A 22,230-nucleotide genomic window follows, 5' to 3' on the forward strand; every position below is an offset into this window, starting at 1 on the left:
GTGTCACTGTCGCTGGAAGCCACGCTCGCCAAGGCGCAGGAGCTGGCATGGCAGGGCCTCGGACGCGAGGCGGCTGACGTTCTGGCCGGCGTCGACCCGGCCACCCTCACCGAATCCGAGCTGATGGCGTGGGCGCTGCCGCGGGCGGCCAATCAGTTCTGGATGCTCAACGAGCCCGAACGCGCGACGGCGTTCCTGCGCAGCCTGCGCGGTCGAGTGTCATCAGGCCCGGCGGTCGCGACCCTGGACGCCCTACTGGGCACGTTCGCGATGAACGCGGGAAGTCCGCAACGGGCGCTGGAGTTGGCCAGCGCCGTGCTCGGGTCCGCCGATGCCGACGATCAGGCCGTCGGGTGGGCAGCCGCGGCGGCCGCGCTGTGCACCGCGCGGATGGGCACCTTCACCGACGTCGACCAGCTCGCCGACCGGGCCATCGCGGCCGGGCATCCCGGGCTGCTGCGGTTCACCTCCGCCTTCGGCCAGACGACGGCGCTGGTGGTCTGCGGCGAGCTGGATCGGGCGCAGGCGCTGGCCCAGCAGCTGGTGGACGACGCCCACGGTGCCCAGCCCGCACACGCGATCGGCACGCTGCTGGTCGCCGACGTGCTGATTGCCCGCGGCGATCCCGTGGCGGCCGCCGACCTTCTCGAGGAGTCGGCCGCCGCGCTGGCGCCGACCGGCTACTCCTGGGGACCGCTGGCCTGGATGCTGCTGGCCCGCGCCGTCGCCCAGGCGGGCCGCCTGGCCGATGCCGGCCGGATCCTCGCCCGTGCGGAGTCCAAGCACGGCCTGAAGTCCATGCTGTTCGCACCGGAACTGGGGCTGGCGAGAGCGTGGACAGCCGCCGCCCGCCGGGACGGCCCGGAGGCGATCCTCGCGGCGCGCGAGGCCGCCAGGACCGCCGAGCGCGGCGGGCAGATAGCCGTGGCGCTACGCGCACTGCTCGACGCGGTGCGCCTGGGTGACACCCAGGCCGCCGACGCACTGGACCGGCTCACCATCGACACCGTCGTTGGACGCCTGGCCGTCGACTACGCCAGGGCGCTGCGTGCGCGCGACGCCGCCGGCCTACTCGCGGCGTCGGCGGGCTTCGACGGCATCGGGATGGCGGGCGTTGCCGCGGATGCCTCGCGGCAGGCTCAGCACCTCGAGGCTTAACCCGTCAGGTAGCGGCGCAGCGTCTCGGTCACCGCGGTGATCTGCGCGACCGACACCCGCTCGTCGCGCCGGTGGGCCAGGTTGGGGTCACCGGGCCCGTAGTTGACCGCGGGGATGCCCAGCGCGGCGAACCGTGCCACATCGGTCCACCCGTACTTGGCCCGCACCAGCCCGTCGGCGGCGGCCACCAGCGCTGCCGCCGCGGGGTGGGTCAGCCCGGGCAGTGCGCCGGCGGCCACGTCGGTCTGCTTCAGGTGCACGTCGAGCCCGTCGAACACCTCCCGCACATGGGCGAGTGCGTCCTGCGGCGAGCGGTCCGGGGCGAACCGGAAGTTGACGGTGAGCGCGGCGGCGTCGGGGATGACGTTGCCGGCCACGCCGCCCTCGATCCGCACCGCCGACAAGCCCTCCCGATACGTGCAGCCGTCGATGTCGACGATCCGGGCGTCGTAGCCCGACAACCGGTCCAGTACCGCGCCGAGTTTGTGGATCGCGTTGTCGCCCAACCAGGATCGGGCCGAGTGCGCCCGGGTACCGGCAGCCGTGATGACCACGCGTAACGTGCCCTGACAGCCCGCCTCGATGTAGCCGCCGGACGGTTCGCCCAGGATCGCAACGTCGCCCTGCAGCCAGTCGGGCAGCTCGGCCTGGATGCGGCCCAGCCCGTTGGCCGAGGCCTCGATCTCCTCGCAGTCGTAGAAGATCAGCGTGATGTCGTGGCGCGGTTCGGTGACGGTGGCGGCCAGGTGCAGGAACACCGCGTCCCCGGATTTCATGTCCGAGGTACCACAGCCCAACAGGTGATCCCCGTCGAAAGTCGAGGGCACGTTGTCGGCGATCGGCACGGTGTCGAGGTGCCCGGCCAGCACCACCCGCGACGGCAGGCCCATGTTTGTGCGCGCCAGCACTGAGTTGCCGTTGCGCACGATCTCGTAGCCGCGGGTCTGCGCGCGCAGTGCCGCTTCCACCGCATCGGCAATTCTGGCCTCCTCGCGCGACACACTCGGGATGTCGACGAGCGCGGCGGTCAGCGCGATCGGGTCAGCGCGCAGGTCTAGCAACGGGTCCGGCACAACTGACCAGGTTAGCTGCTCACCGGCATGCACTAACCTCTAGCAGCGTGACTGCTGCTGCTGGTGTGGGATTGGCGACCGTGACCGACGACGGCACCGTCCTGGACACCTGGTTTCCCGCCCCCGAGCTGGGGTCCTTCGGGCCGGCCGGGACGACCCGGCTGTCGGTCGCCGAGGTGCCCGCGGAGCTGGCCGCCCTGGCCGGCCCGGATCCCGCCCGCGGCGTCGAGACCGTCGTGGTGCGCACCGTGATCGCCGCGCTGGAGGACAAACCGGCCGACACCTACGACACCTACCTGCGGTTACACCTGCTCTCACACCGGCTCGTCGAGCCGCACGGGGCCAATCTCGACGGCATCTTCGGTGCGCTGACCAACGTGGTGTGGACCAACTACGGGCCGTGTCAGATCGAGGGTTTCGAAGAGGTCCGGCTGCGGCTGCGCGCCCGGGGTCCGGTGACCGTCTATGGCATCGACAAGTTCCCGCGGATGGTCGACTACGTGGTGCCGACCGGGGTGCGGATCGCCGACGCCGACCGGGTACGGCTGGGTGCACACCTGGCCCCGGGCACCACCGTCATGCACGAGGGATTCGTGAACTTCAACGCCGGCACCTTGGGCGCGTCGATGGTCGAGGGCCGGATCTCGGCCGGGGTGGTCGTCGGTGACGGCTCCGACATCGGCGGCGGCGCCTCCATCATGGGGACGCTCTCCGGTGGCGGCACCCAGGTGATCTCGGTGGGCCGGCGGTGCCTGCTCGGCGCCAACGCCGGCCTGGGAATCTCACTGGGCGACGACTGCATCATCGAGGCCGGCCTGTATGTGACCGCGGGAACCAAGGTCAGCACCCCCGACGGGACGACGGTGAAGGCCCGCGAGCTGTCCGGTGCGAACAACCTTCTGTTCCGCCGTAATTCGGTGACCGGCGCGGTGGAGGTGGTGGCCCGCGACGGCACCGGCATCGCCCTCAACGAGGCACTGCACGCCAACTAGCGGCCGGCGCCGGTGTGAAAGCCGCCGACCCGGGTATAGCAGCAGGCGTGTTGTACCCGAAACCGATTCCGGAGGAGCTGCGTCGGCTGGCCGCGGCGCATGGCGTGGCCACGTCCTACCGCAATGAGCGGCGGGAGCCGGTGCAGGTCGACGCCGATGTGGTGATCCGCGTGCTGGGTCTGCTCGACGTCGATGCCGGCACCGACGCCGGCCGGCGCGCCGAGTTGGACAAGCTCGCCGAGCGCGACCGCGCGGCTCTGCTGCCGCCGACCATCGCGGTGCGGCTGAACGGACAGCCGCGACCGGTGCCGGGTGCGGTCCTGCTGATCGGTGAGGACGGCACCCGAAGCGAGCTGCGCGGGCAGCTGCCCGCCGATCTGCGGCCGGGCTGGTACCAACTGCACACCGACACCGGCCAGCAGATCATCCTGGTCGCCGCACCCCCGCAGGTGCCGGCCACCCCGGCGACCTGGGGCTGGATGCTGCAGCTCTACGCGCTGCGCTCGGAAAACTCTTGGGGCATTGGTGATCTGGGCGATCTGCGGGCGTTCATCGACTGGACGGCCGCCGAGCACGGAGCGGGCGCGGTGCTACTCAACCCGTTGCACGCACCCGGGCCGACCCATCCGGTGCAGCCCTCCCCCTACACCCCGTCGAGCCGGCGGTTCGCCAACCCGCTGGCGCTGCGCATCGAAGACCTCGACGGCTACCGGCACGCGGATCCCGACACCCGCGCCGAGGTGGATGCGCTGCGGGTCTCGGCCCAGACCGAGCGGATCGACCACGACCTGGTGTGGGCGGCCAAACACGCTGCGCTGGCGGCACTGTGGCGCAGCGTGGGCCGGCCCACCCCGCTGGTCGGGCCGGCAGCGCCGCCGGGCCTGGCCGACTGGGCGACCTACTGCGCACTGGCCGAGCGGCACGGCGGCCGCTGGACCAGATGGCCCGCACCGCTGCGCGATGTCAACGGCCCGGCGGTAGCCCAAGCACGCCGGGAGTTGGCGCCCAGAATGGACTTCCACGCCTGGGTGCAGACCCAGTGCGCCGAGCAGCTCGCCAGGGTGCGGGCCACCGCGCGCGGTTCGGGTATGGCGCTCGGAGTGCTCCACGATCTGCCGGTCGGTGTCGACGCGGAGGGCGCCGACGCGTGGGCGCTGGCCGACGTGCTCGCCGCCGGGGTGAGCGTCGGCGCACCGCCGGACAACTTCACCCCACGCGGACAGGATTGGGGCCTGCCGCCGTGGCGCCCGGACCGGCTGGCCGCCACCGGCTACTCCGCATTGCGGGACATGTTGCGCGCCATCCTTTCCCACGCCGACGGCCTGCGGATTGACCACGTCGCCGGATTGTGGCGGCTGTGGTGGGTGCCGCCCGGCGACACCCCCGACCGCGGCACCTACGTGCACTACGACGCCGAGGTCATGCTCGCGGTGCTGGCACTGGAGGCGCACCGGGCGTCGGCCGTCGTCGTCGGCGAGGACCTGGGTACCGTCGAGCCGGAGGTCACCGAAGCGCTGGCCGCCAACGGAATGCTGGGCTCGGCGGTCTCGTGGTTCACCCGCGACGAGTCGGCACCGGGCCAGCCGCTGCTGGCCTCGGCCAGTTGGCCGGCCCGGGCCGCTGCGAGCCTGTCCACCCACGATCTGCCCACCGCGGCCGGCTTCCTGCGCGGCGAACACGTCCGGGCGCGCGCCGATCTGGGACTGTTGGACGACGTGCCGGCCGAAGAGGAGACTGCGCAGCGGGAACGCGCCGAGTGGCTGGCGTTGCTGCGCACCGAAGGACTGCTCACCGACCCCGATCCCGACGACTCGGCGATCATCGTTGCGATGCACCGGTTTCTGGCCTCCACGCCGAGCCGACTGAAGCTGATCTCGCCCTACGACGTGATCGGCGAAATCCGCCAGCCCAATCTGCCCGGCACCATCGACGAGTATCCGAACTGGCGGTTGCCGCTGACGGCCACCCTCGAGCAGTTGCGTGCAGACCCGCGGGTCGCCGAGATCACCGCGGCCTTCCGGCGCTGACCCGGGGCACGGCGCGCTATTCGGCTGCCAGGATGCAGAATTCGTTGCCCTCCGGGTCGGCAAGGACCACCCAGCTCTGCTCGCCCTGACCAATATCGACCGGATGCGCCCCCAGGGCGAGCACCCGGTCCACCTCGGCCTGCTGATCGTCGGGGGTGAAGTCGAAGTGGATGCGGTTCTTGACCACCTTGCCGTCGGGCACCGCCAGGAACAACCAGTCCGGTCCGGCACCGGCCGGGGCCCGCAGCGCCACGTCGCCGTCGTCGGTCGCTTCGGCCGGCCAACCCAGCACCGTCGACCACCACGACGACAGCGCGTTGATGTCGTGGGCGTCGATGCAGATCTCGGTGAATCTCATCCCCATGTCATGAGCTCCTTCTTGACCACCTTGCCCATGGCGTTGCGCGGCAGCGCGTCGACCAGCCGCACCTCCCTGGGCCGCTTGTGTATCGAAAGCTGCTCGGCGACAAACTGAATCAGCTCGGCCGGATCGGCGTCACCGACCACGAACGCGACGATGCGCTGCCCCAGGTCCTCGTCGGGCAGGCCCACGACGGCGACTTCGGCGACCCCCGGATGGCCCAGCAGCACCGTCTCCACCTCACCGGCGCCGACCCGGAAGCCGCCGGACTTGATCAGGTCGACCGACTCGCGGCCCACGATGCGGTGCATGCCGCCCGCGTCGATGACGGCGGCATCTCCAGTGCGGTACCACCCGTCCGGGTCGAACGCCTCGGCGGTCGCGTCGGGCCGGTTGAGGTAGCCGTCGAACAGTGTGGGCGCCTGAACCTGAAGGCTGCCAATGGTTTCCCCGTCGTGCGGGACGGGTGAGCCGTCCTCGTTCACCAGCCGGGTCTGCACGCCGGCCAGCGGCAGCCCGACCCAGCCGGGCCGACGCTCACCGTCGGCCCGGGTGCTGAGCGTGATCAACGATTCGGTACTGCCGTACCGTTCGACGGGCGGGTGGCCGGTGAGTTCGGCCAGCGCGCTGAACACCGGCACCGGCAGCGGCGCGCTGCCCGAGACCAGCAGCCGCGCCGAGGCCAGGGCGGCGGCGGCTTCGGTGTCGGCCACCACCCGCGACCACACCGTGGGCACACCGAAGTACAGCGTGCCCGCCGCGGCCGCGTAACCCGCCGGTGTCGGTTTGCCGGTATGGACGAAGCGATTTCCCACCCGCAGCGAACCGAGCAGCCCGAGCACCAGACCGTGGACGTGAAACAGCGGCAGCCCGTGCACCAGGGTGTCCGCCGGGCTCCACTGCCAGGCCTGGGCCAGGGCGTCGATGTCGGCGGCGATCGCCTCGCGGCTGATCAGCACACCCTTGGGCAGCCCGGTGGTGCCCGAGGTGTACATCACCATCGCGGTGGCGTGCGGCGGCGGCTCGGGGTAGCGATGCCACGATCGGGCGTGCACCCGGACCGGGACGTGCGGCAGGCCGCCGAGGTCGGCCGGCCGCGCACCGAGCCAGGCCTGCGCACCGGAGTCGGTCAGGATGTGCGCCCGTTCGGCCACTCCGACATCGGCGGGCACCGGCACGAACGGCACCCCGGCGATCAGGCACCCGGTGACAGCGAGCACGGTGGCCACCGTGGGGGTGGCCAGCACCGCCACCCGATGGGCCCCGCCGACCCGCTCGGCCACCGACGTGGCCGCACCGACAAGATCACTACGCGAGAGCACGGCGCCGTCGATGCGCACGGCGTCGCCGATGTCGGCTCCGCCGGCCACGACGGCCGGATTCAACGAGGCCAGCAGCACGCCAGCGAGGCTACCCCGATACTGGCCTGGTGCAGCCCATCACTGCGATCTCATCGCGCGAGGTCTACCGCAACGCTTGGTTGACCGTACGTGAGGACGTCATTCGCCGCCCGGACGGTTCCACCGGCATCTACGGCGTGATCGACAAACCGGCCTATGCGCTGGTCATCGCCGTCGACGGCGACCGGGTGGCCCTGGTGGAGCAGTACCGCTATCCGCTCGGGGAACGCCGCTGGGAGTTCCCGCAGGGCACCGCCCCGGATCGGGCCGAACTCGAGCCCGCCGAGTTGGCCGCCCGTGAGCTACGCGAGGAGACCGGGCTGAGCGCCGGCTCGCTGATGCTGCTGGGCAGCCTCGACATCGCGGCGGGCATGAGCAGTCAGCGGGGCTGGGTGTTTCTGGCCACCGACATCACCGAGGGCGATCCCGACCGCGAGCACGAGGAGCAGGACATGCACTTCGCGTGGTTCGCCCGGACCCGGTTCGAGGCGATGATCCGCTCCGGGGAGATCACCGACGCCCAGTCGATCGCCGCGTACACCCAGTTGCTGCTGGCCGAGGGCCGGTAACGGTCTCGTCAGGTTTGGGTCACGATCGGGTGTGACACCACCGGGCGCAGACCCGGTGCGGCGGTCACCGACCCCTAGGCTGATTGTTCGCAGGAACCGACGTTAGAGGGGTTATGGGGACCGGCCGGTTGGGTGTCACGTTGTTGGCCGTGGCGACGATCTGTGCTGCGGGCCTGCTCAGCCCGGCCTCCGCGCACGGCCAGCCGCAAGCCTGGAGCGGGCGCTACCAGATGGTGACCTACGCGTCGCAGAAGGCCGGCACCAGTCCGGCGACGCGGCAGAAAGAGAACGACTTCGGCGCCACGTTCACGCTGTCGACCGCATGCTCGGGCGGCGGCTGTGTGGCCACCGTCGTCGACGGTCCCGCGCCGAGCAACCCGACCATTCCGCAGCCGACGCGCTACACCTGGAACGGCACCGAGTGGGCCACCACCTATGACTGGGTGTGGGACTGCTTCCTGGGCGACGGCTACCAGAAGCAATGGAGCCCGGCCACGTCGTGGGCGTTCTACACACCACAGCCCGACGGGTCACTGCGCGGCACCTGGCACACCGATATCGCCCAGGGCCCCTGCCGAGGCAGCGTCGTCATGCCGGTCGCGGCGTTGCCCGCCTGAGCCTGCCGCGCCGAAACTCCGCACAATGGAGATCGATGACTGAAACGGCGACGTCGGTGCGCAACCACTCGATGGACCTCTATCGGGTGTGTGCCTTACTCCTGATCGTGGTGGGGCATTGGATCGCGGCCGCGCTGACGTTCTCCGACGGGGCGTTCTGGCGGGAGAACCCGCTGGTCGACTTGCCCTGGACCCAATGGCTGACCTGGATCTTCCAGGTGGTGCCGGTGTTCTTTGTGGTGGCCGGATATGCCAGCGCGGTGTCATGGCGGCACCGGAGTGACGGCGAATCCCGGCAGGACTGGCTGCGCCGGCGGCTGGTCCGGCCGCTGGGACCGACAACGGTCTATGTGGTGTTCGTCCTGCTGGTGGTGGCGGGGCTGGGGGCGGCCGGGGTGGCCGGTTCCGAACTGGACTTCGGCGCCTGGGCGGTGGCCATGCACCTGTGGTTCCTGGGCATCTACGTCCTGGTGGTGGCGCTGACTCCGGTCGCGGTGGCCGCGCACCAGCGCTGGGGCCTGTGGGTGCCCGCAGCGATGGTGGCCGTGGTGGCCACGCTGGACCTGGCGACCATCGGCGTCGGCCTCCCCTACGCCGGTTGGCTGAACTATCTGTTGGTGTGGGCGGTGCTCTATCAGCTCGGCATCGCCTGGCAGGACGGCATGTTGGCCCGCCGCCGGGCACTGCTGGTGGCCGCCGGCTCGGCGGTCGCGCTGGCCCTGCTGGTCGGCGTCGGGCCCTACCCGGTGAGCATGATCGGTGTGCCAGGCGCCGTGATCAACAACACCGGCCCGCCCAATCTGGCCCTCCTGGCCCTCGGCGGCGTTCAGGCCGGATTGGTACTGGCCGCCGCGCCCGCTGTCGACCGGGCATTGAAAGCGCCTCACGCACAACGCCTTCTGGCGGTGGCCAACGCCAATGTGATGGCGCTGTATCTGTGGCACATGGTGCCGGTGGTCATCGTGGCCGTGGCGGGCTATCCGACCGGTCTGCTGCCGCAGCCGGTGCTCGGCTCGGCGGCGTGGTGGCTGTTCCGGCTGGAATGGGTGGCGATGCTGGCCGTGGTGGCCGCCGCCGAACTGGCGTTGCTGTGGTGGGGCCGCAGGCTTTTCTCCGCACCGCTGCCCACCGTCGCCTTAGCCCTCCCGCCGCGCCTGGCCGAGGTGCTGCTGTTTGCGGGCACGTTTGCGCTGGCCGTCACGCTGACGGTCTTCGCCTCACTCGGGTTCGCCCCCGGGGGCCGGTTTCCGCTCGCTACGACTGCCGGGTTCATCCTGGGCGTGGCGCTGGTGGCGCTGGCCCCTGCGGTCACCGGTAGGCGTCGATCGCCAGCTTGACCGCCAGTGCCAGCCCGGCGATCCCGATGAGGATGCGCAGTCCGGTGGCGGGCGCGTGGCGCACCACGATCGGACCCAGTCGCGACCCGATCAGGCAACCCGCACCCAACGGGATCACGGCCAGCCAGTGCACCGGCGCAAAGAGCGCGAACAGCACCGCGGCCACCAGATTGGCCAGCCCGAGCAGGACGTTCTTGGCGGCGTTGGCGTGGGCCAGGCTGTCCGCTCCGGCGTTGAGCAGCAATGCCAGGAACAGCACCCCGGCCGCCGCGCCGAAATAGCCGCCGTAGAGCGAGATCCCGAAGATCGCGGCGATCTCGGCAACCACCACCGCTCGACGCCGGCGGCCCGGATGCCCAGTGCCGCGCGGCACGAGGATCGCCAGCGAGGCGGCAGCCAGCAGAGCCGGCACCACCTTCTCGAAAGCGCCCGCCGGGGTGGTGAGCAGCAGCACCGCGCCGGCGACGCCACCGCCGACGGCCACCGGCACCATCCGAATCAGCCAGCGTCCCTGCCCGGCCAGCTCGGGTCGCGATCCCCAGGCCGAGCCGATGCCGTTGAACACCAGGGCCACCGTGTTGGTGACGTTGGCCGTCACCGGTGGCAGGCCGAACGCCAGCAGCGCGGGATAGGTGGCCACCGATGCCAAACCGGCGATGCTGCCGGTCAATCCCCCAAGCACACCGGCGATGACCAGGGTGAGGGCATCCAGTGCGCTCAGCGAGGGTCCCTTCGTTCCGCGCGGGCAGGAGGGCAGCAGCGTCCTACCGGTGCGCCAGTGCTCGTAGGAAGAACATCAGGTTGGCCGGGCGTTCGGCAAGTCGGCGGACGAAATAGCCGTACCACTGGGTGCCGAACGGCAGATAGACCCGCACGTGGTTGCCCGCGTCGGCGAGCCGCCGCTGCTCGTCGTCGCGGATTCCGTAGAGCATCTGATATTCGAATCCGTCGGTATCGCGGCCGAATTCGCCCACCAGACCCGCAACGGCGGCGATGATCGCCGGGTCGTGCGAGGCCACCATGGGGTAGCCGGCACCGGCCATCAAGATCCGCAGACAGCACAGGTAGGAATCGGTGACCTCGTTGGGATGACGGAAGGCCACCGACGCCGGTTCGTCGTAGGCGCCCTTACACAGCCGGATCCGGGCGCCCTCCCGCGCGAAGTCGGCACAGTCGGCTTCGGTGCGCCGTAGATAGGCCTGCAACACCGTTCCCAGCCAAGGGAACTCGGTCCGCAATTCGCGCACGATGGACAGCGTCGAATCGGTGGTGGTGTGATCCTCGGCGTCGACGGTCACCCACGCACCGACCTGGTAGGCGCGTTCGCAGATGGCCCGGGCGTTCTCCAGCGCGATCTTGGCGCCGTCCCTGGGCAGCGCCTGGCCGAGTGCGGACAGCTTCAGCGACACTTCCAGCGGTCGCACCGCCGACTGGGCGCTCTCCGATCGGGCACCCAGGGCGTCCAGCAGTTGCAGGTAGGCCTTGACGGTGGCCTCGGCCGCGTCGGCGTCGGTGACGTCCTCACCGAGGTAGTCGATGCTGACCAGCCGCCCGGAATCGCGCAGGCCCCGCACGGCTGACAGGGCGTCGTCGACGGTCTCGCCGGGAACGAACCGGTGTACGACGTTGCGAGTCAGCGGCATCCGTTCGGCGTTGCGGCGCAACAGTTCCGAGCGGCTGGCGGTCAGGATTGCGGGCCGCGCGATGCGGTTGAACAGGCCACTCATCAGTCCACCTCCATGTGCGGGTAGGTGTGGCCGGTCGGCGGGACGAAGGTCTCTTTGATAGAGCGGGCCGAGGTCCAGCGCAGCAGGTTCAGCGGTGAACCGGCCTTGTCGTTGGTGCCCGAGGCCCGTGAGCCGCCGAACGGCTGCTGCCCGACCACGGCGCCGGTCGGTTTGTCGTTGACGTAGAAGTTGCCGGCGGCGAACCGCAGCCGCTCGGCGGCCCGCTGTACCGCGGCCCGATCGTCGGCGATCACCGCGCCGGTCAGCGCGTAGCGCGAGCCGCCGTCGACGATGTCGAGGACGGCGTCGAACTGGTCGTCGGGATAGACGTGGACGGCCAGGATGGGTCCGAAGTACTCGGTGCGGAAGGACTCGTCTGTCGGGTCGTCGGACAGCAGCACGGTCGGGCGGACGAAATAGCCTTCGCTGTCGTCACATCCACCGCCCACCGCGATGGTGACCCCCGGCGCGCTCTTGGCCCGTTCGATGGCCTGCGAGTTCTTGGCGAACGCGCGCTCATCGATGACGGCTCCGCCGAAGTTCGACAGGTCGGTGACGTCGCCGTAGCTCAGCGCCTCGGTGGCGGCCAGGAAGTCGTCGCCCATCTTCTGCCACACCGAGCGCGCGACGAACGCCCGAGATGCCGCCGAGCACTTCTGACCCTGATAGTCGAACGCACCGCGAATCAGCGCGGTGCGCAACACATCCGGGTTCGCCGACGGATGGGCCAGGACGAAGTCCTTGCCGCCGGTCTCGCCGACCAGTCGCGGGTAGCTGTCGTAGTCGGCGATGCGGGTGCCGACCTCGCGCCAGAGGTGCTGGAACGTCGCGGTGGAGCCGGTGAAATGGATGCCGGACAGCCGACGGTCGGCGAGCACCACCTCGGAGACCGCATACCCGTCACCGGTGACCAGGTTGATCACGCCGGGCGGCAGCCCAGCCGCCTCGAGCAGCTGCATCGTCAGGTAGGCGGCGAAGGTCTGGGTGATCGAGGGCTTCCACACCACGGTGTTGCCCAGCAACGCCGGGGCGGTGGGCAGGTTGGCGGCGATCGCGGTGAAGTTGAACGGGGTGATGGCATAGACGAACCCGTCCAGCGGCCGGTAGTCGGTGCGGTTCCAGACGCCGGGGCCGCTGACCGGCTGCTGGCCCAGAATCTGGCGGGCGAAGGCGACGTTGAAGCGCCAGAAGTCGACCAGCTCGCAGGGGGCGTCGATCTCGGCCTGGTAGGCGGTCTTGGACTGGCCGAGCATGGTGGCCGCGGCGATCTTCTCCCGCCACGGCCCGGCCAGCAGGTCGGCGGCACGCAGGAACACCGCGGCGCGTTCGTCGAACGGGGTCGCGGCCCACTCGGCTTTGGCGGCCATCGCCGCGTCGACCGCGGCGGCGGCGTCGGCGGTGGTGGCGTTGGTCAGCGTGCCCAGCCGGGCGCGGTGCCGGTGCGGCTGCACCACATCGATGCGCTCGCCGTCGCCGAGCCGGTGGCGCCCGGCGATGACATGCGGCAGGTCGATGGGGTTGCCGCCCAGATCGTGCAGCGCCGCCGTGAGGCGGGTCCGCTCGGCGGTGCGGGGGGCGTAATCGTGGATCGGCTCGTTGGCGGGCGCGGGAACGTCGGTGCGGGCATCCATGCCCCTAAGGATGGCCGCCACCGCCAGCGAATCTGTTAGCCGATCAGACAGCACTTGGTGATCCGACTAGTAGAATCGGACAACATGCGCGCTACCGGCGTGGGGCTGGGTCAGCTGGTGTTGGCCCTGGACGCGACGCTGGTCCGACTCGTCGAGGCGCCGCGGGGGCTGGACCGCCCGGTGCGCTCCGCGGCACTCATCGACTCCGACGATGTGCGGCTGGGATTATCGGTCAGCGCCGGATCTGCCGACGTGTTCTTCCTGCTCGGCGTCGGCGAAGCCGACATTAGCCGGTGGCTGGACCGCCAGCGCGCCGCGCACGGGCCACCGGCGGCGATCTTCGTCAAGGAACCTTCCGAGACGGTGATCGCCCGCGCCGCCGCCGGGGGCACCGCTGTGGTCGCCGTCGACCCCAAGGCCCGGTGGGAGCGGCTGTACCGGCTGGTCAATCATGTTTTCGAGCATCGGGCCGACCCGCAGTCGGACTCCGGCACCGACCTGTTCGCGTTGGCGCAGTCGATCGCCGACCGGACTCACGGCATGGTCAGCATCGAGGACGCGCAATCACATGTGCTGGCGTACTCGGCCTCCAACGACGAGGCCGACGAGTTGCGCCGGCTGTCGATCCTGGGCCGCGCCGGCCCACCCGAGCACCTGCGCTGGATCGCCCAGTGGGGAATCTTCGACCGGCTTCGGGCCGGTCCCGACGTGGTGGCCGTGGCCGAGCGCCCCGAGTTGGGGCTGCGGCCGCGACTGGCGATCGGGATCCACCGCCAGGACGGCCGACCCGGTTTCGACGGGACGATCTGGGTGCAGCAAGGATCTCGGCCACTGGCCGAGGACGCCGAGGAGGTATTGCGCGGCGCAGCCGTGCTGGCCGCCCGGATCATGACTCGGCTCGCGACCCGGCCCTCGGCGCACCTGCTGGCCGTCCAGCAGGTGCTGGGACTGGCCGACGCCGGCGGCACGGATGTGGCGAGCCTGGCGCGCGAACTCGGGATCGCCCTCGAGGGACGGGCGGCGGTGATCGGTTTCGCCACCAAGACCCCGCACCCGCGACTGGCCGATGTTCTTGCGTTGAGCGCCAGCGCTTTTCGACCGGACGCCCAGGTGGCCGCGAACGGCTCGCGGGTCTATGTGGTGCTGCCGGACTCGGGCCGCAACGCCGCTGTGGTGTCGTGGATCCGCGGTACGATCGCCGCGCTGCGCGCCGAACTCGGCCTGGATCTGCACGCGGTGATCGCGACTCCGATCGCCGGGCTGGCGGACGTGGCCGCCACCCGCCGCGAGATCGACCGCGCCCTGGACAGCGCCGAGCGCCACCCCACCGCCCTGGGGACGGTGACCCACCTGGCCGAGGCACGCACCACGGTGTTGCTCGACGAGATCGTCATGCTGGTGGCCGCCGACGAGCGGCTCGTCGACCCGCGGGTGCGCCGGCTGCGCGACAATGAGCCTGCGCTCGCACAGACGTTGCAGGTCTACCTGGACAGCTTCGGCGACATCACGGCCGCCGCGGCCGCGCTGCACGTGCACCCCAATACGGTGCGCTACCGCGTGCGGCGCATCGAGCAGGTGATGGCCACGTCGCTGGCCGACCCCGACGTGCGGCTGGTGCTCGCGCTGAGCCTTCGCGCGACGGCCTGATGGCCGTCAAGTAGCCGCGCCGCACGACCGTGGAAAAAAATCCTCACGACTTGGTAACGCTGTGGCTTCTGGTGCCGATGAGGCTGTTGTCATGACTGGTTGTGAGCCCTGTCACGCGGTAATCCCGCGCCGGGGCGCACCCCCGTCCGGGCATCCAAGAAACCACTGAGCACCAAGGGGTCAGTATGAAATACATGGGTCGAGTGCTGGTGGCGATGATCGCCGCCTTCGCCGCACTCTTCGTCGGGACGGGCACGTCACATGCGGGTTTGGACAATGAGCTGAGTCTGGTCGACGGCGGTGGCCGCACGATGACGATTCAGCAGTGGGACACCTTCCTCAACGGCGTGTTCCCCCTGGACCGCAACCGGCTGACCCGGGAGTGGTTCCACTCCGGCAAGGCCGTCTACAGCGTCGTCGGCCCGGGTGCCGATGAGTTCGCGGGCACGTTGGAGCTGGGCTACCAGGTCGGCTTCCCGTGGTCGCTGGGTGTGGGCATCAACTTCAGCTACACCACGCCCAACATCCTGCTCGACGACGCCGACATCTCCCCCACGGGCTTCAACCCGCTGGGCTCGGTGATCACCCCGAACCTGTTCCCGGGTGTCTCGATCAGCGCCGACCTGGGCAACGGCCCCGGCATCCAGGAAGTCGCCACCTTCTCCGTCGACGTCTCGGGCCCCAACGGCTCGGTGGCGGTGGCCAACGCCCACGGCACCGTGACCGGTGCGGCCGGCGGCGTGCTGCTGCGCCCGTTCGCCCGGCTGATCTCCAAGGCCGGCGACAGCGTCACCACCTACGGCGAACCCTGGAACATGAACTGACACACGGCTGACCCCCGCTCGGGTGGGGCGGTTGAGCTGGTCCTAGCTCAACCGCTCCACCGCGGCGGCAATTCGTTCGTCAGTTGCGGTCAGAGCAACCCGAACATGCTGCGCACCCCGGGGCCCGTAGAACTCCCCGGGAGCGACGAGAATGCCACGCTCGGCCAGCCAGGACAGCGTCGTCCGGCACGGCTCGCCGCGCGTCGCCCACAGATACAGTCCCGCCTCGGAGTGGTCGACGGTGAAATCCGCCGACCGCAACGCGGCCAGCAGCACCTCGCGGCGGCGTGCATAGCGCTGCCGCTGCTCCTGTTCGTGCGCATCGTCGTCGAGCGCGGCGACCATCGCGGCCTGGACGGGGCTCGGCACCATCATCCCGGCGTGCTTGCGCACCGCCAGCAGCTCGGCGACCACGTCCGGGTCGCCGGCAACGAATCCGGCCCGGTACCCCGCCAGTGACGAACTCTTCGACAGCGAATGCACCGCGAGAAGTCCGGTGTGGTCGCCGTCGCTGACCGAGGCATGCAGTACCGAGGTCGGCACTTCCTCCCACCCCAGCCCGAGGTAGCACTCGTCGGACACCACCAGGGTGCCGCGTTCCCGGGCCCATTCCACGACCTTGCGCAGATGGTCGCGGCCCAGCACGGCGCCCGTCGGGTTACTCGGCGAGTTGATGAATACGACCGCCGGTGATTCCGGGCCCAGCTGCGTCACCGAATCGGCCGGCAGCACCCGCGCACCAGCCAGCCGCGCCCCCACCTCGTATGTCGGGTAGGCCAGCTCGGGAACCACCACCACGTCGTCGGCGCCGAGCCCCAACAGGGTCGGCAGCCAGGCAATCAATTCCTTGGTGCCGATCACTGGCAGCACCGCATCCTCGGCCAGCCCGGTGACACCGTAGCGGCGGTTCAACGCCGCCACCGCCGCCGCGCGCAACGCCGCGGTACCTGCGGTGGTCGGATAGCCCGATGCCGCGCTGGCCACGGCGAGGGCCTCGCGGATCACCGGGGCCACCGGATCCACCGGGGTGCCCACCGACAGGTCGACGATGCCACCCGGATGGGATTTCGCCGTCGCCGTCACCGCGGCCAGGGTGTCCCACGGGAACACCGGCAACGCCGCCGACAGCGGCCGGCGGCGTGCCCGCAGCGGAACGCGCGGTGTCAGTCCTCTTCCTTCGGCGGCAGATCCTTGACCACCTGGGGATCGTTGTCGGTCTGGCCGACCTTCGAGGCGCCGCCCGGCGAGCCGAGTTCGGCGAAGAAGTCCGCGTTGATCTGGGTGTACTGCGACCACTGGTCCGGGACGTCGTCCTCGTAGTAGATCGCCTCGACGGGGCAGACCGGTTCGCACGCACCGCAGTCGACGCATTCGTCGGGATGGATGTACAGCATGCGTGCACCCTCATAGATGCAGTCGACCGGGCACTCCTCGATACATGCCTTGTCTTTGATGTCGACGCAGGGTTCGGCAATCGTGTACGTCACGAAGGTTCTCCTCGATCTGCTATTCGGTGGGGCTGTGTTCTCGCGCGGTGCAGGGAAGGCTAAGTATCCGATGCCGGTTAGCGGATTGCCGACTCAGTGTGCCCTAACTTGGTCTTCCCCATACCCAGTTATTCAAGCGTTTCGCGTGGTTACTGATACTAGACGTTGCGTATATTAGCCACCTACACCCGGCGCGGGCGACACGAATGTCAGCCACGTTGCGCGAAGTAGCCGATGTAGCGCTGACCTGGCTGGAGGCCCAGAATCTGACGGGCTGAGATCAGGCCGCGCGCTTGACGTAGGTCGTGGTGCGCTGGCGCGCCGGGCGGCCGATGCCTTCGGCGATGGCGACCAGCTCGGCCACCGTCTTGGCCGACCCGTACTCGGAACCGGCCATCCGGGAGATGGTCTCTTCCATCAACGTGCCGCCGAGATCGTTGGCCCCGCCGTTGAGCATCACCTGCGTGCGTTCAACGCCGAGTTTGACCCAGCTGGTCTGGATCTGGGAGATCCTGCCGTGCAACATGATCCGCGCCAGCGCGTGGACCGCGCGATTGTCGCGGTGCGTCGGGCCCGGCCGCGACGCCCCCGCGAGGTACAGCGGTGAGGACTGGTGCACGAACGGGAGCGGGACGAACTCGGTGAAGCCGCCGGTGCGGTCTTGGATCGCGCGCAGCACGTTGAGATGACCCACCCAGTGCTTGGGCGTGTCGACGTGGCCGTACATCATCGTCGAACTCGACCGCAGCCCCACCTCGTGGGCGGTGCTGACGATGTCGATCCACATCGAGGTGGGCAGCTTGCCCTTGGTCAGTACCCAGCGCACTTCGTCGTCGAGAATCTCGGCCGCGGTTCCCGGGATGGTGTCCAGTCCGGCCTCGCGCAGGCTGGTCAACCACTCCCGCACACTCACGCCGCTCTTCGTCACCCCGTTGGCGATCTCCATCGGAGAGAAGGCATGCACATGCATCGAGGGCACCCGGGCCTTGACCGCGCGTACCAGGTCGGCGTAGCCGGTCACCGGCAACTCGGGGTCGATGCCGCCCTGCATGCAGACCTCGGTGGCGCCGGCGACGTGGGCCTCCCACGCGCGGTCGGCCACCTCCTGGGTAGACAGGGAGAAGGCATCGGCGTCGCCCTTGCGCTGGGCGAACGCGCAGAACCGACAGCCGGTGTAGCAGATGTTGGTGAAGTTGATGTTGCGATTCACCACGAAGGTCACGTCATCGCCGACGACCTCGCGGCGCAACGAATCGGCTAGGGCCGCAACCGCATCCAGCGCCGGACCGTCAGCGGTGGCCAGCGCCAGGTATTCGTCGTCGGAGCAGCCGCCGGGATTGCGCTCGGCCGCGCGCAGCGCGGCCAGCACATCGGTGTCGATGCGCTCGGGCGCGCGGGCGGCCAGCTGCTCCACCTGGTCGCGGATCGACTCCCAGTCGCCGAATGCGCTATCCAGATCGCTTCGGGTCTCGGTGTTGCGGCCTTCGGAGTCGATCGCCGAATGCAGGTCGGTGCGCCCCAGCGACTCGGCGGCCTCGTCGGGTTCCTGCCACGGCCGCCCGACCGGGTTGACGTCCAACGCGAAGCCGGTGTCCGGATCGGCCAGGGCCGCCACATGGCCGGCCACCCGCGGATCGATCCAGGCGGCACCGGCCTGCACGTAGCGCGGCTGTGCCGTCAAGCGCTGCACGAGGTCGAAACCGCTCTCGGCGGTGATCGCCGCCAGCTCGTCGAGCGCCGGCCACGGCCGCTCGGGGTTGACGTGGTCGGGCGTCAGCGGCGACACCCCGCCCCAGTCGTCCACCCCGGCACCAAGCAGGGCAAGGCACTCCGAGCGCGACACCAGATTCGGCGGTGCCTGGATCCGCATGCCCGGGCCCAGCACCAGCCGGGCGGTGGCCACCGTGGCCACGAAATCCTCGAACGCGGTGTCGGGGCTCCCGGCCATCGCGGTGTGGTCCTTGGCCCGGAAGTTCTGCACGATCACTTCCTGGATGTGCCCGAACTCCTTGTGCAGCCGCCGGATCGCGTGCAACGTGTCGGCCCGTTCGGCCAGGTTCTCGCCGATGCCGACCAGCAGTCCGGTGGTGAAGGGAACCGAGAGCCGGCCGGCGTCGGTCAGCGTGCGCAGCCGAACCTCGGGATCCTTGTCGGGGCTGCCGTAATGCGCCAGCCCCTTGGTCTCGAACAGCCGCCGCGACGTGGTCTCCAGCATCATGCCCATCGACGGCGCGACCGGCTTCAGGCGCGACAGCTCCGCCCAGCTCATCACCCCGGGATTCAGGTGCGGCAGCAGCCCGGTCTCCTCCAGCACCCGGATCGCCATCGCCCGCACGTAGTCCAGCGTCGACTCGTACCCGCGTTCCTCGAGCCACTGCTGGGCCTCCGGCCACCGCGCCTCCGGCCGGTCACCGAGGGTGAACAGGGCCTCCTTGCACCCCAACTCGCCACCGCGCCGAGCAATGTCGAGGATCTCGTCGGGTTCCAGGTACATCCCGCGGCCCTCGGCCCGCAGCTTTCCGGGCACCGTGACGAATGTGCAGTAGTGACAGGTGTCGCGGCACAGGTGAGTCACCGGGATGAACACCTTGCGCGAATAGGTCACCGGCAGCCGTCCGTCGGCACCGCGCCGCCCGGCCGACTCCAGGCCGGCGTCGCGCACCCGCGCCGCGCTGGCACACAGATCGTCCAGGTCCGCACCGCGGGCGGTCATCGCGATCGCCGCCTCGTCGATGTTGAGCGCGACCCCGTCGCGGGCACGGCGCAGGACGCGCCTCATAGCCGCAGGTGAGGGGGCTTCAGTCCGGGGCGGAACCACCGGAATGGGCAACGGACTGCTGGGCTGCGGATTCAGGGCCACTCCCCCGTAACCGCCGACAGCTGGGAAATCATCCGCGCGTCTCACAATCTGAAACTCGGGCGACCGACATGATCGACACAGTAGTCCTCACCGCTGGTGGGGTGGCTGTGGCCGTGCGGGCGCGGTCAGCAACCACGACACACTGCGCACGCTTTGTAACGCCGGCCTGGCGGCAACGTAAATTGTCATTGTTAGCTGTACACCACCAGGGGGTTCCCGCCATGACCGTGTCCGCCCGTTCGTATCTCACCGCAGGGGTCGCGGCGCTGGCCGCGAGCGCTGTGGTGATCGCGCCGGTCCAGCCGTCGGCACCCGCACCGGTCACGGCAGCCGCCGTCCGGCTCAGCGCCGCGGTGCAGCCGCTGGTGAGCCCCGTTGCCGCTGCGGCGGTCCTGGGCGCGACCTCCTCGGAGTCATCGAGTTCCACGTCTGCGCGGACCGCACTGGCAGCCGCGAGCGCCAACAGCGCCGCCAGCGACTGGGTGATCTCCGCCTGGAACTGGGCCGATTACTGGATCAGCTACGCCGCCAGTCTCACGCAGTACGTGCTGGGTTGGGTCTGGCCCCTGAGCGTCATCGGCGACCAGGCGCCCCTGCTCTGGAACAACCTCGGTTCACCGATTGGCGACGCGATGGTCTACGGCCTGATCGCTCCGGTGCTCAACGACCCGCTGAACCCGGCGGTGTGGTCAGCCGGGCTGACCATCGTCGCCCAGACGACGGCCACCGCGCTGGTGAACACGGCCGTCGCAGAGTTCAACTACTTCATCGGCTGGATCATCCCGCCGCTGCCGCCACTGCCGTTCCCGCCACTGCCGTTCGCCGCCGCCGCGACTGCGGCCGCCAAGACTGCGGCGGCCACGTCGGGTACCGAGCCTGCGGCCGAACCCCAGTCCGCCACCCCGGCCGTTTCCTCCGGCACCGGGCATTCGGCCCGGCAGCGCGCTGTCGTTACGCCGTCCGAAGCTGCGCCGGCCGCCGAGGCGGTGACCGCCAGCGACGTCAAGGCCGCGACGCAGGATTCGCCCGTCGCACCGAGCGGTGTCCAGAAACGGGCCACCGGCGGGGATGCCAAGCCGGCCCGCGACACCGCCAAGCAGACCCGCTCGACGGCCGGCTCCGCGCGCGGTCACAACCAGAAGACACGCGCCAGCGACTAACGGGTCCGGCTCAGGCCGCGCGGTTGCGCCACCACAGCAGCAGGCCCGGCGGCAGCGCGCCGAGGAACAGGAACACCAGCACCGAGTAGGCCATCACGCCGGGACCGCCGAAGACGATGTCGCCGCCCGGGCCGCCCAAGGTGAGTACGGCGACGGTGACCAGCCAGCTCAGCAGCGGCGCGGCGACCAGTCGGGCGGAGTCCGTCCAGTACGACGCCGCCCACACCAGGGCGAGGTTGACGAGCCCACTGATCAGCGCGCTGAGCGGAAACGGCACCGAGCCCAGATAGAACGGCAGCAGCAGCGCACCGGTCACCGCCGAGATGACGCCGTCGATCGCAAGCAGCACAAGGATGACGGTGCGGATGGCGGGATCGGTCGCGCCCGGATCATCGGGGACCTCAGCGCGACCGGCGTTCCGGCCGGCCATTACCGGTCGAGGTCGAGACCGGCCAGAAGGTCGGTCTCCCAACCACGCTCGTCGAGCGGGCCCGGCGTGCCCGCGACGAGCACATAGTGCTCGTCGGCCAGCACCGGCAGGATGAGCTTGTTGGACAGGGTGAATGCGCGCCCGGTGGGACCCACCAGCATCTGGGTGGCGTGGGCGGCGATGGCGGCGGTCTTGGCGGCCACCTGTTCGGGCGCCTCGATCACGGCGGTGATGCGGTCGTCGGAGAAGCCGAACTCGATGTCGCTGGGGGGCCAGATCCAGTCCGGCAGTACGTCGTCGTCACTGAGCGCGGCCACGCCGGCCCGAAAAGCGCTGGCGCCCATGACCGCCCAATAGAACTTGGGCACCTCCCAGGTCGCGGCGGCGACGGCGGCGGTGGTGATGCGGTGGGTCTGGATGTGATCGGGGTGGCCGTAGCCGCCGTCGGGGTCGTAGGTGGCTATGACGTGCGGGCGCAGCTCGTCGATCACCTCTGCCAGCAGCGTGACGGCTTCTTCCACATCGGCGTCGACGAACCTGGTGTGGCGGCGCGCCGGAGTGCCGGGCATCCCGGAGTCGCGCCATCGGCCCGCACCACCGAGGAACCGTGGCTGCTGCAGGCCAAGCGCGCGCAACGCGGTGGTCAGTTCGCCGATGCGGTAGCCGCCGAGTTGGTCGGCCTCATCGACGCCCAGCCGCATCCAGTGGTCGTCGATGATCTCGCCCTCTTCGCCGAGGGTGCACGTGACGACGGTGACCTCGGCGCCGCGCTGCGCGTAGCGAGCGATGGTGACGCCGTTGTTGATCGTCTCGTCATCGGGATGGGCGTGCACGAACAACAACCGCGGAGTTTCCTGCGTAGCCACCCGGCCACCCTACCCATCGGCAGAACCCTGGTTGTCCGTCGCGGGCGTCGTCGGTGACATAGAT

Annotated in this window: 19 protein-coding genes and 1 pseudogene; 9 read left to right on the plus strand and 11 right to left on the minus strand. The window is 70.1% G+C overall.

What is annotated here, in order from left to right:
- Positions 1-12: 12 nt before the first annotated feature.
- Positions 13-1,158, plus strand: a pseudogene (locus tag ADBZ9K_RS10195) (AAA family ATPase); the annotation flags it as partial.
- Here the strand turns inward: ADBZ9K_RS10195 and dapE are convergent.
- A complete protein-coding gene (gene dapE / locus ADBZ9K_RS10200) occupies positions 1,155-2,219 on the minus strand; it encodes a succinyl-diaminopimelate desuccinylase (RefSeq protein WP_526620888.1) in 1,065 nt (354 codons plus the stop codon). The pseudogene ADBZ9K_RS10195 and the gene dapE overlap by 4 nt on opposite strands.
- 14 nt (positions 2,220-2,233) lie before the next feature.
- On the opposite strand from dapE, the gene dapD reads away from it, so the two are divergent.
- Both dapD and malQ read left to right on the plus strand, forming a co-directional pair.
- Complete coding sequence (gene dapD / locus ADBZ9K_RS10205; RefSeq protein WP_526620890.1) at positions 2,234-3,223, plus strand: 2,3,4,5-tetrahydropyridine-2,6-dicarboxylate N-succinyltransferase; 990 nt, start codon at positions 2,234-2,236, stop codon at positions 3,221-3,223.
- A 47-nt stretch (positions 3,224-3,270) separates the two neighbouring features.
- On the plus strand, positions 3,271-5,250 hold the full coding sequence (malQ, locus tag ADBZ9K_RS10210; protein WP_526619943.1) for a 4-alpha-glucanotransferase: 1,980 nt from the start codon (positions 3,271-3,273) through the stop codon (positions 5,248-5,250).
- Between the two features lie 16 nt (positions 5,251-5,266).
- On the opposite strand, the gene ADBZ9K_RS10215 is transcribed toward malQ, so the two are convergent.
- Positions 5,267-5,614, minus strand: a complete 348-nt coding sequence (locus tag ADBZ9K_RS10215) for a VOC family protein (RefSeq protein ID WP_526619945.1) — start codon at positions 5,612-5,614, stop codon at positions 5,267-5,269.
- Positions 5,605-7,011 (minus strand): AMP-binding protein, encoded by a 1,407-nt coding sequence (locus ADBZ9K_RS10220; RefSeq protein ID WP_526619947.1) that lies wholly within the window; start codon positions 7,009-7,011, stop codon positions 5,605-5,607. The genes ADBZ9K_RS10215 and ADBZ9K_RS10220 overlap by 10 nt, the downstream gene beginning before the upstream one ends.
- A gap of 29 nt (positions 7,012-7,040) precedes the next feature.
- Between ADBZ9K_RS10220 and ADBZ9K_RS10225 the strand changes: the two genes are divergently transcribed.
- From ADBZ9K_RS10225 to ADBZ9K_RS10235, 3 genes are all read left to right on the plus strand, one after another.
- Positions 7,041-7,580 (plus strand): NUDIX domain-containing protein, encoded by a 540-nt coding sequence (locus tag ADBZ9K_RS10225; RefSeq protein ID WP_526619948.1) that lies wholly within the window; start codon positions 7,041-7,043, stop codon positions 7,578-7,580.
- A gap of 113 nt (positions 7,581-7,693) precedes the next feature.
- Positions 7,694-8,197, plus strand: a complete 504-nt coding sequence (locus ADBZ9K_RS10230; RefSeq protein WP_526619949.1) for an Rv2253 family sensor-like surface protein — start codon at positions 7,694-7,696, stop codon at positions 8,195-8,197.
- Positions 8,198-8,232: 35 nt separating this feature from the next.
- Complete coding sequence (locus ADBZ9K_RS10235; protein WP_526619951.1) at positions 8,233-9,534, plus strand: acyltransferase family protein; 1,302 nt, start codon at positions 8,233-8,235, stop codon at positions 9,532-9,534.
- Here the strand turns inward: ADBZ9K_RS10235 and ADBZ9K_RS10240 are convergent.
- Genes ADBZ9K_RS10240 through pruA form a run of 3 tightly spaced genes read right to left on the minus strand, consistent with a single transcriptional unit; the run spans position 9,506 to position 12,892 of the window.
- The gene (locus ADBZ9K_RS10240) at positions 9,506-10,255 is read right to left on the minus strand and encodes a sulfite exporter TauE/SafE family protein (RefSeq protein WP_526620891.1); all 750 of its coding nucleotides are present in this window, start codon (positions 10,253-10,255) and stop codon (positions 9,506-9,508) included. The two genes, ADBZ9K_RS10235 and ADBZ9K_RS10240, sit on opposite strands and share 29 nt — an antisense overlap.
- A gap of 43 nt (positions 10,256-10,298) precedes the next feature.
- Complete coding sequence (locus ADBZ9K_RS10245; RefSeq protein WP_526619953.1) at positions 10,299-11,261, minus strand: proline dehydrogenase family protein; 963 nt, start codon at positions 11,259-11,261, stop codon at positions 10,299-10,301.
- Positions 11,261-12,892 carry an L-glutamate gamma-semialdehyde dehydrogenase gene (gene pruA / locus ADBZ9K_RS10250; RefSeq protein ID WP_526619955.1) on the minus strand — a complete coding sequence of 544 codons (1,632 nt, stop codon included), beginning with the start codon at positions 12,890-12,892 and terminating at the stop codon, positions 11,261-11,263. Before pruA ends, ADBZ9K_RS10245 begins: the two co-directional genes overlap by 1 nt.
- 84 nt (positions 12,893-12,976) lie before the next feature.
- On the opposite strand from pruA, the gene ADBZ9K_RS10255 reads away from it, so the two are divergent.
- Positions 12,977-14,539 (plus strand): PucR family transcriptional regulator, encoded by a 1,563-nt coding sequence (locus ADBZ9K_RS10255; protein ID WP_526619957.1) that lies wholly within the window; start codon positions 12,977-12,979, stop codon positions 14,537-14,539.
- A gap of 185 nt (positions 14,540-14,724) precedes the next feature.
- Complete coding sequence (gene mspA, locus ADBZ9K_RS10260) at positions 14,725-15,363, plus strand: porin MspA (RefSeq protein WP_526619959.1); 639 nt, start codon at positions 14,725-14,727, stop codon at positions 15,361-15,363.
- Between the two features lie 42 nt (positions 15,364-15,405).
- Here the strand turns inward: mspA and dapC are convergent, their stop codons facing one another.
- From dapC to ADBZ9K_RS10275, 3 genes are all read right to left on the minus strand, one after another.
- Positions 15,406-16,491, minus strand: coding sequence for a succinyldiaminopimelate transaminase (gene dapC, locus ADBZ9K_RS10265; RefSeq protein WP_526620893.1), 1,086 nt, complete (start codon positions 16,489-16,491; stop codon positions 15,406-15,408).
- A 35-nt stretch (positions 16,492-16,526) separates the two neighbouring features.
- Complete coding sequence (gene fdxA / locus ADBZ9K_RS10270) at positions 16,527-16,850, minus strand: ferredoxin (protein WP_135427132.1); 324 nt, start codon at positions 16,848-16,850, stop codon at positions 16,527-16,529.
- Positions 16,851-17,130: 280 nt separating this feature from the next.
- Entirely contained in the window at positions 17,131-19,710 is a 2,580-nt protein-coding gene (locus ADBZ9K_RS10275; protein ID WP_526619961.1) for a bifunctional FO biosynthesis protein CofGH, read from the minus strand.
- A 221-nt stretch (positions 19,711-19,931) separates the two neighbouring features.
- On the opposite strand from ADBZ9K_RS10275, the gene ADBZ9K_RS10280 reads away from it, so the two are divergent.
- A complete protein-coding gene (locus ADBZ9K_RS10280) occupies positions 19,932-20,870 on the plus strand; it encodes a hypothetical protein (protein WP_526619963.1) in 939 nt (312 codons plus the stop codon).
- A 10-nt stretch (positions 20,871-20,880) separates the two neighbouring features.
- On the opposite strand, the gene ADBZ9K_RS10285 is transcribed toward ADBZ9K_RS10280, so the two are convergent.
- Complete coding sequence (locus ADBZ9K_RS10285) at positions 20,881-21,300, minus strand: DUF6113 family protein (protein ID WP_526619965.1); 420 nt, start codon at positions 21,298-21,300, stop codon at positions 20,881-20,883.
- A complete protein-coding gene (gene mshB / locus ADBZ9K_RS10290) occupies positions 21,300-22,166 on the minus strand; it encodes an N-acetyl-1-D-myo-inositol-2-amino-2-deoxy-alpha-D-glucopyranoside deacetylase (protein ID WP_526619967.1) in 867 nt (288 codons plus the stop codon). The genes ADBZ9K_RS10285 and mshB overlap by 1 nt, the downstream gene beginning before the upstream one ends.
- Positions 22,167-22,230: the final 64 nt, after the last annotated feature.

It is taken from the genome of Mycobacterium sp. (assembly GCF_965229265.1).
GTDB lineage: Bacteria > Actinomycetota > Actinomycetes > Mycobacteriales > Mycobacteriaceae > Mycobacterium.

Excerpts from the sequence above, each read along its gene's own strand:
- ADBZ9K_RS10215 (WP_526619945.1), bottom strand. The coding sequence starts at position 5,614 with ATGGGGATGAGATTCACCGAGATCTGCATCGACGCCCACGACATCAAC.
- ADBZ9K_RS10230 (WP_526619949.1), top strand. The coding sequence starts at position 7,694 with ATGGGGACCGGCCGGTTGGGTGTCACGTTGTTGGCCGTGGCGACGATC.
- ADBZ9K_RS10235 (WP_526619951.1), top strand. The coding sequence starts at position 8,233 with ATGACTGAAACGGCGACGTCGGTGCGCAACCACTCGATGGACCTCTAT.
- ADBZ9K_RS10245 (WP_526619953.1), bottom strand. The coding sequence starts at position 11,261 with ATGAGTGGCCTGTTCAACCGCATCGCGCGGCCCGCAATCCTGACCGCC.
- pruA (WP_526619955.1), bottom strand. The coding sequence starts at position 12,892 with ATGGATGCCCGCACCGACGTTCCCGCGCCCGCCAACGAGCCGATCCAC.
- ADBZ9K_RS10255 (WP_526619957.1), top strand. The coding sequence starts at position 12,977 with ATGCGCGCTACCGGCGTGGGGCTGGGTCAGCTGGTGTTGGCCCTGGAC.
- mspA (WP_526619959.1), top strand. The coding sequence starts at position 14,725 with ATGAAATACATGGGTCGAGTGCTGGTGGCGATGATCGCCGCCTTCGCC.
- ADBZ9K_RS10280 (WP_526619963.1), top strand. The coding sequence starts at position 19,932 with ATGACCGTGTCCGCCCGTTCGTATCTCACCGCAGGGGTCGCGGCGCTG.
- ADBZ9K_RS10285 (WP_526619965.1), bottom strand. The coding sequence starts at position 21,300 with ATGGCCGGCCGGAACGCCGGTCGCGCTGAGGTCCCCGATGATCCGGGC.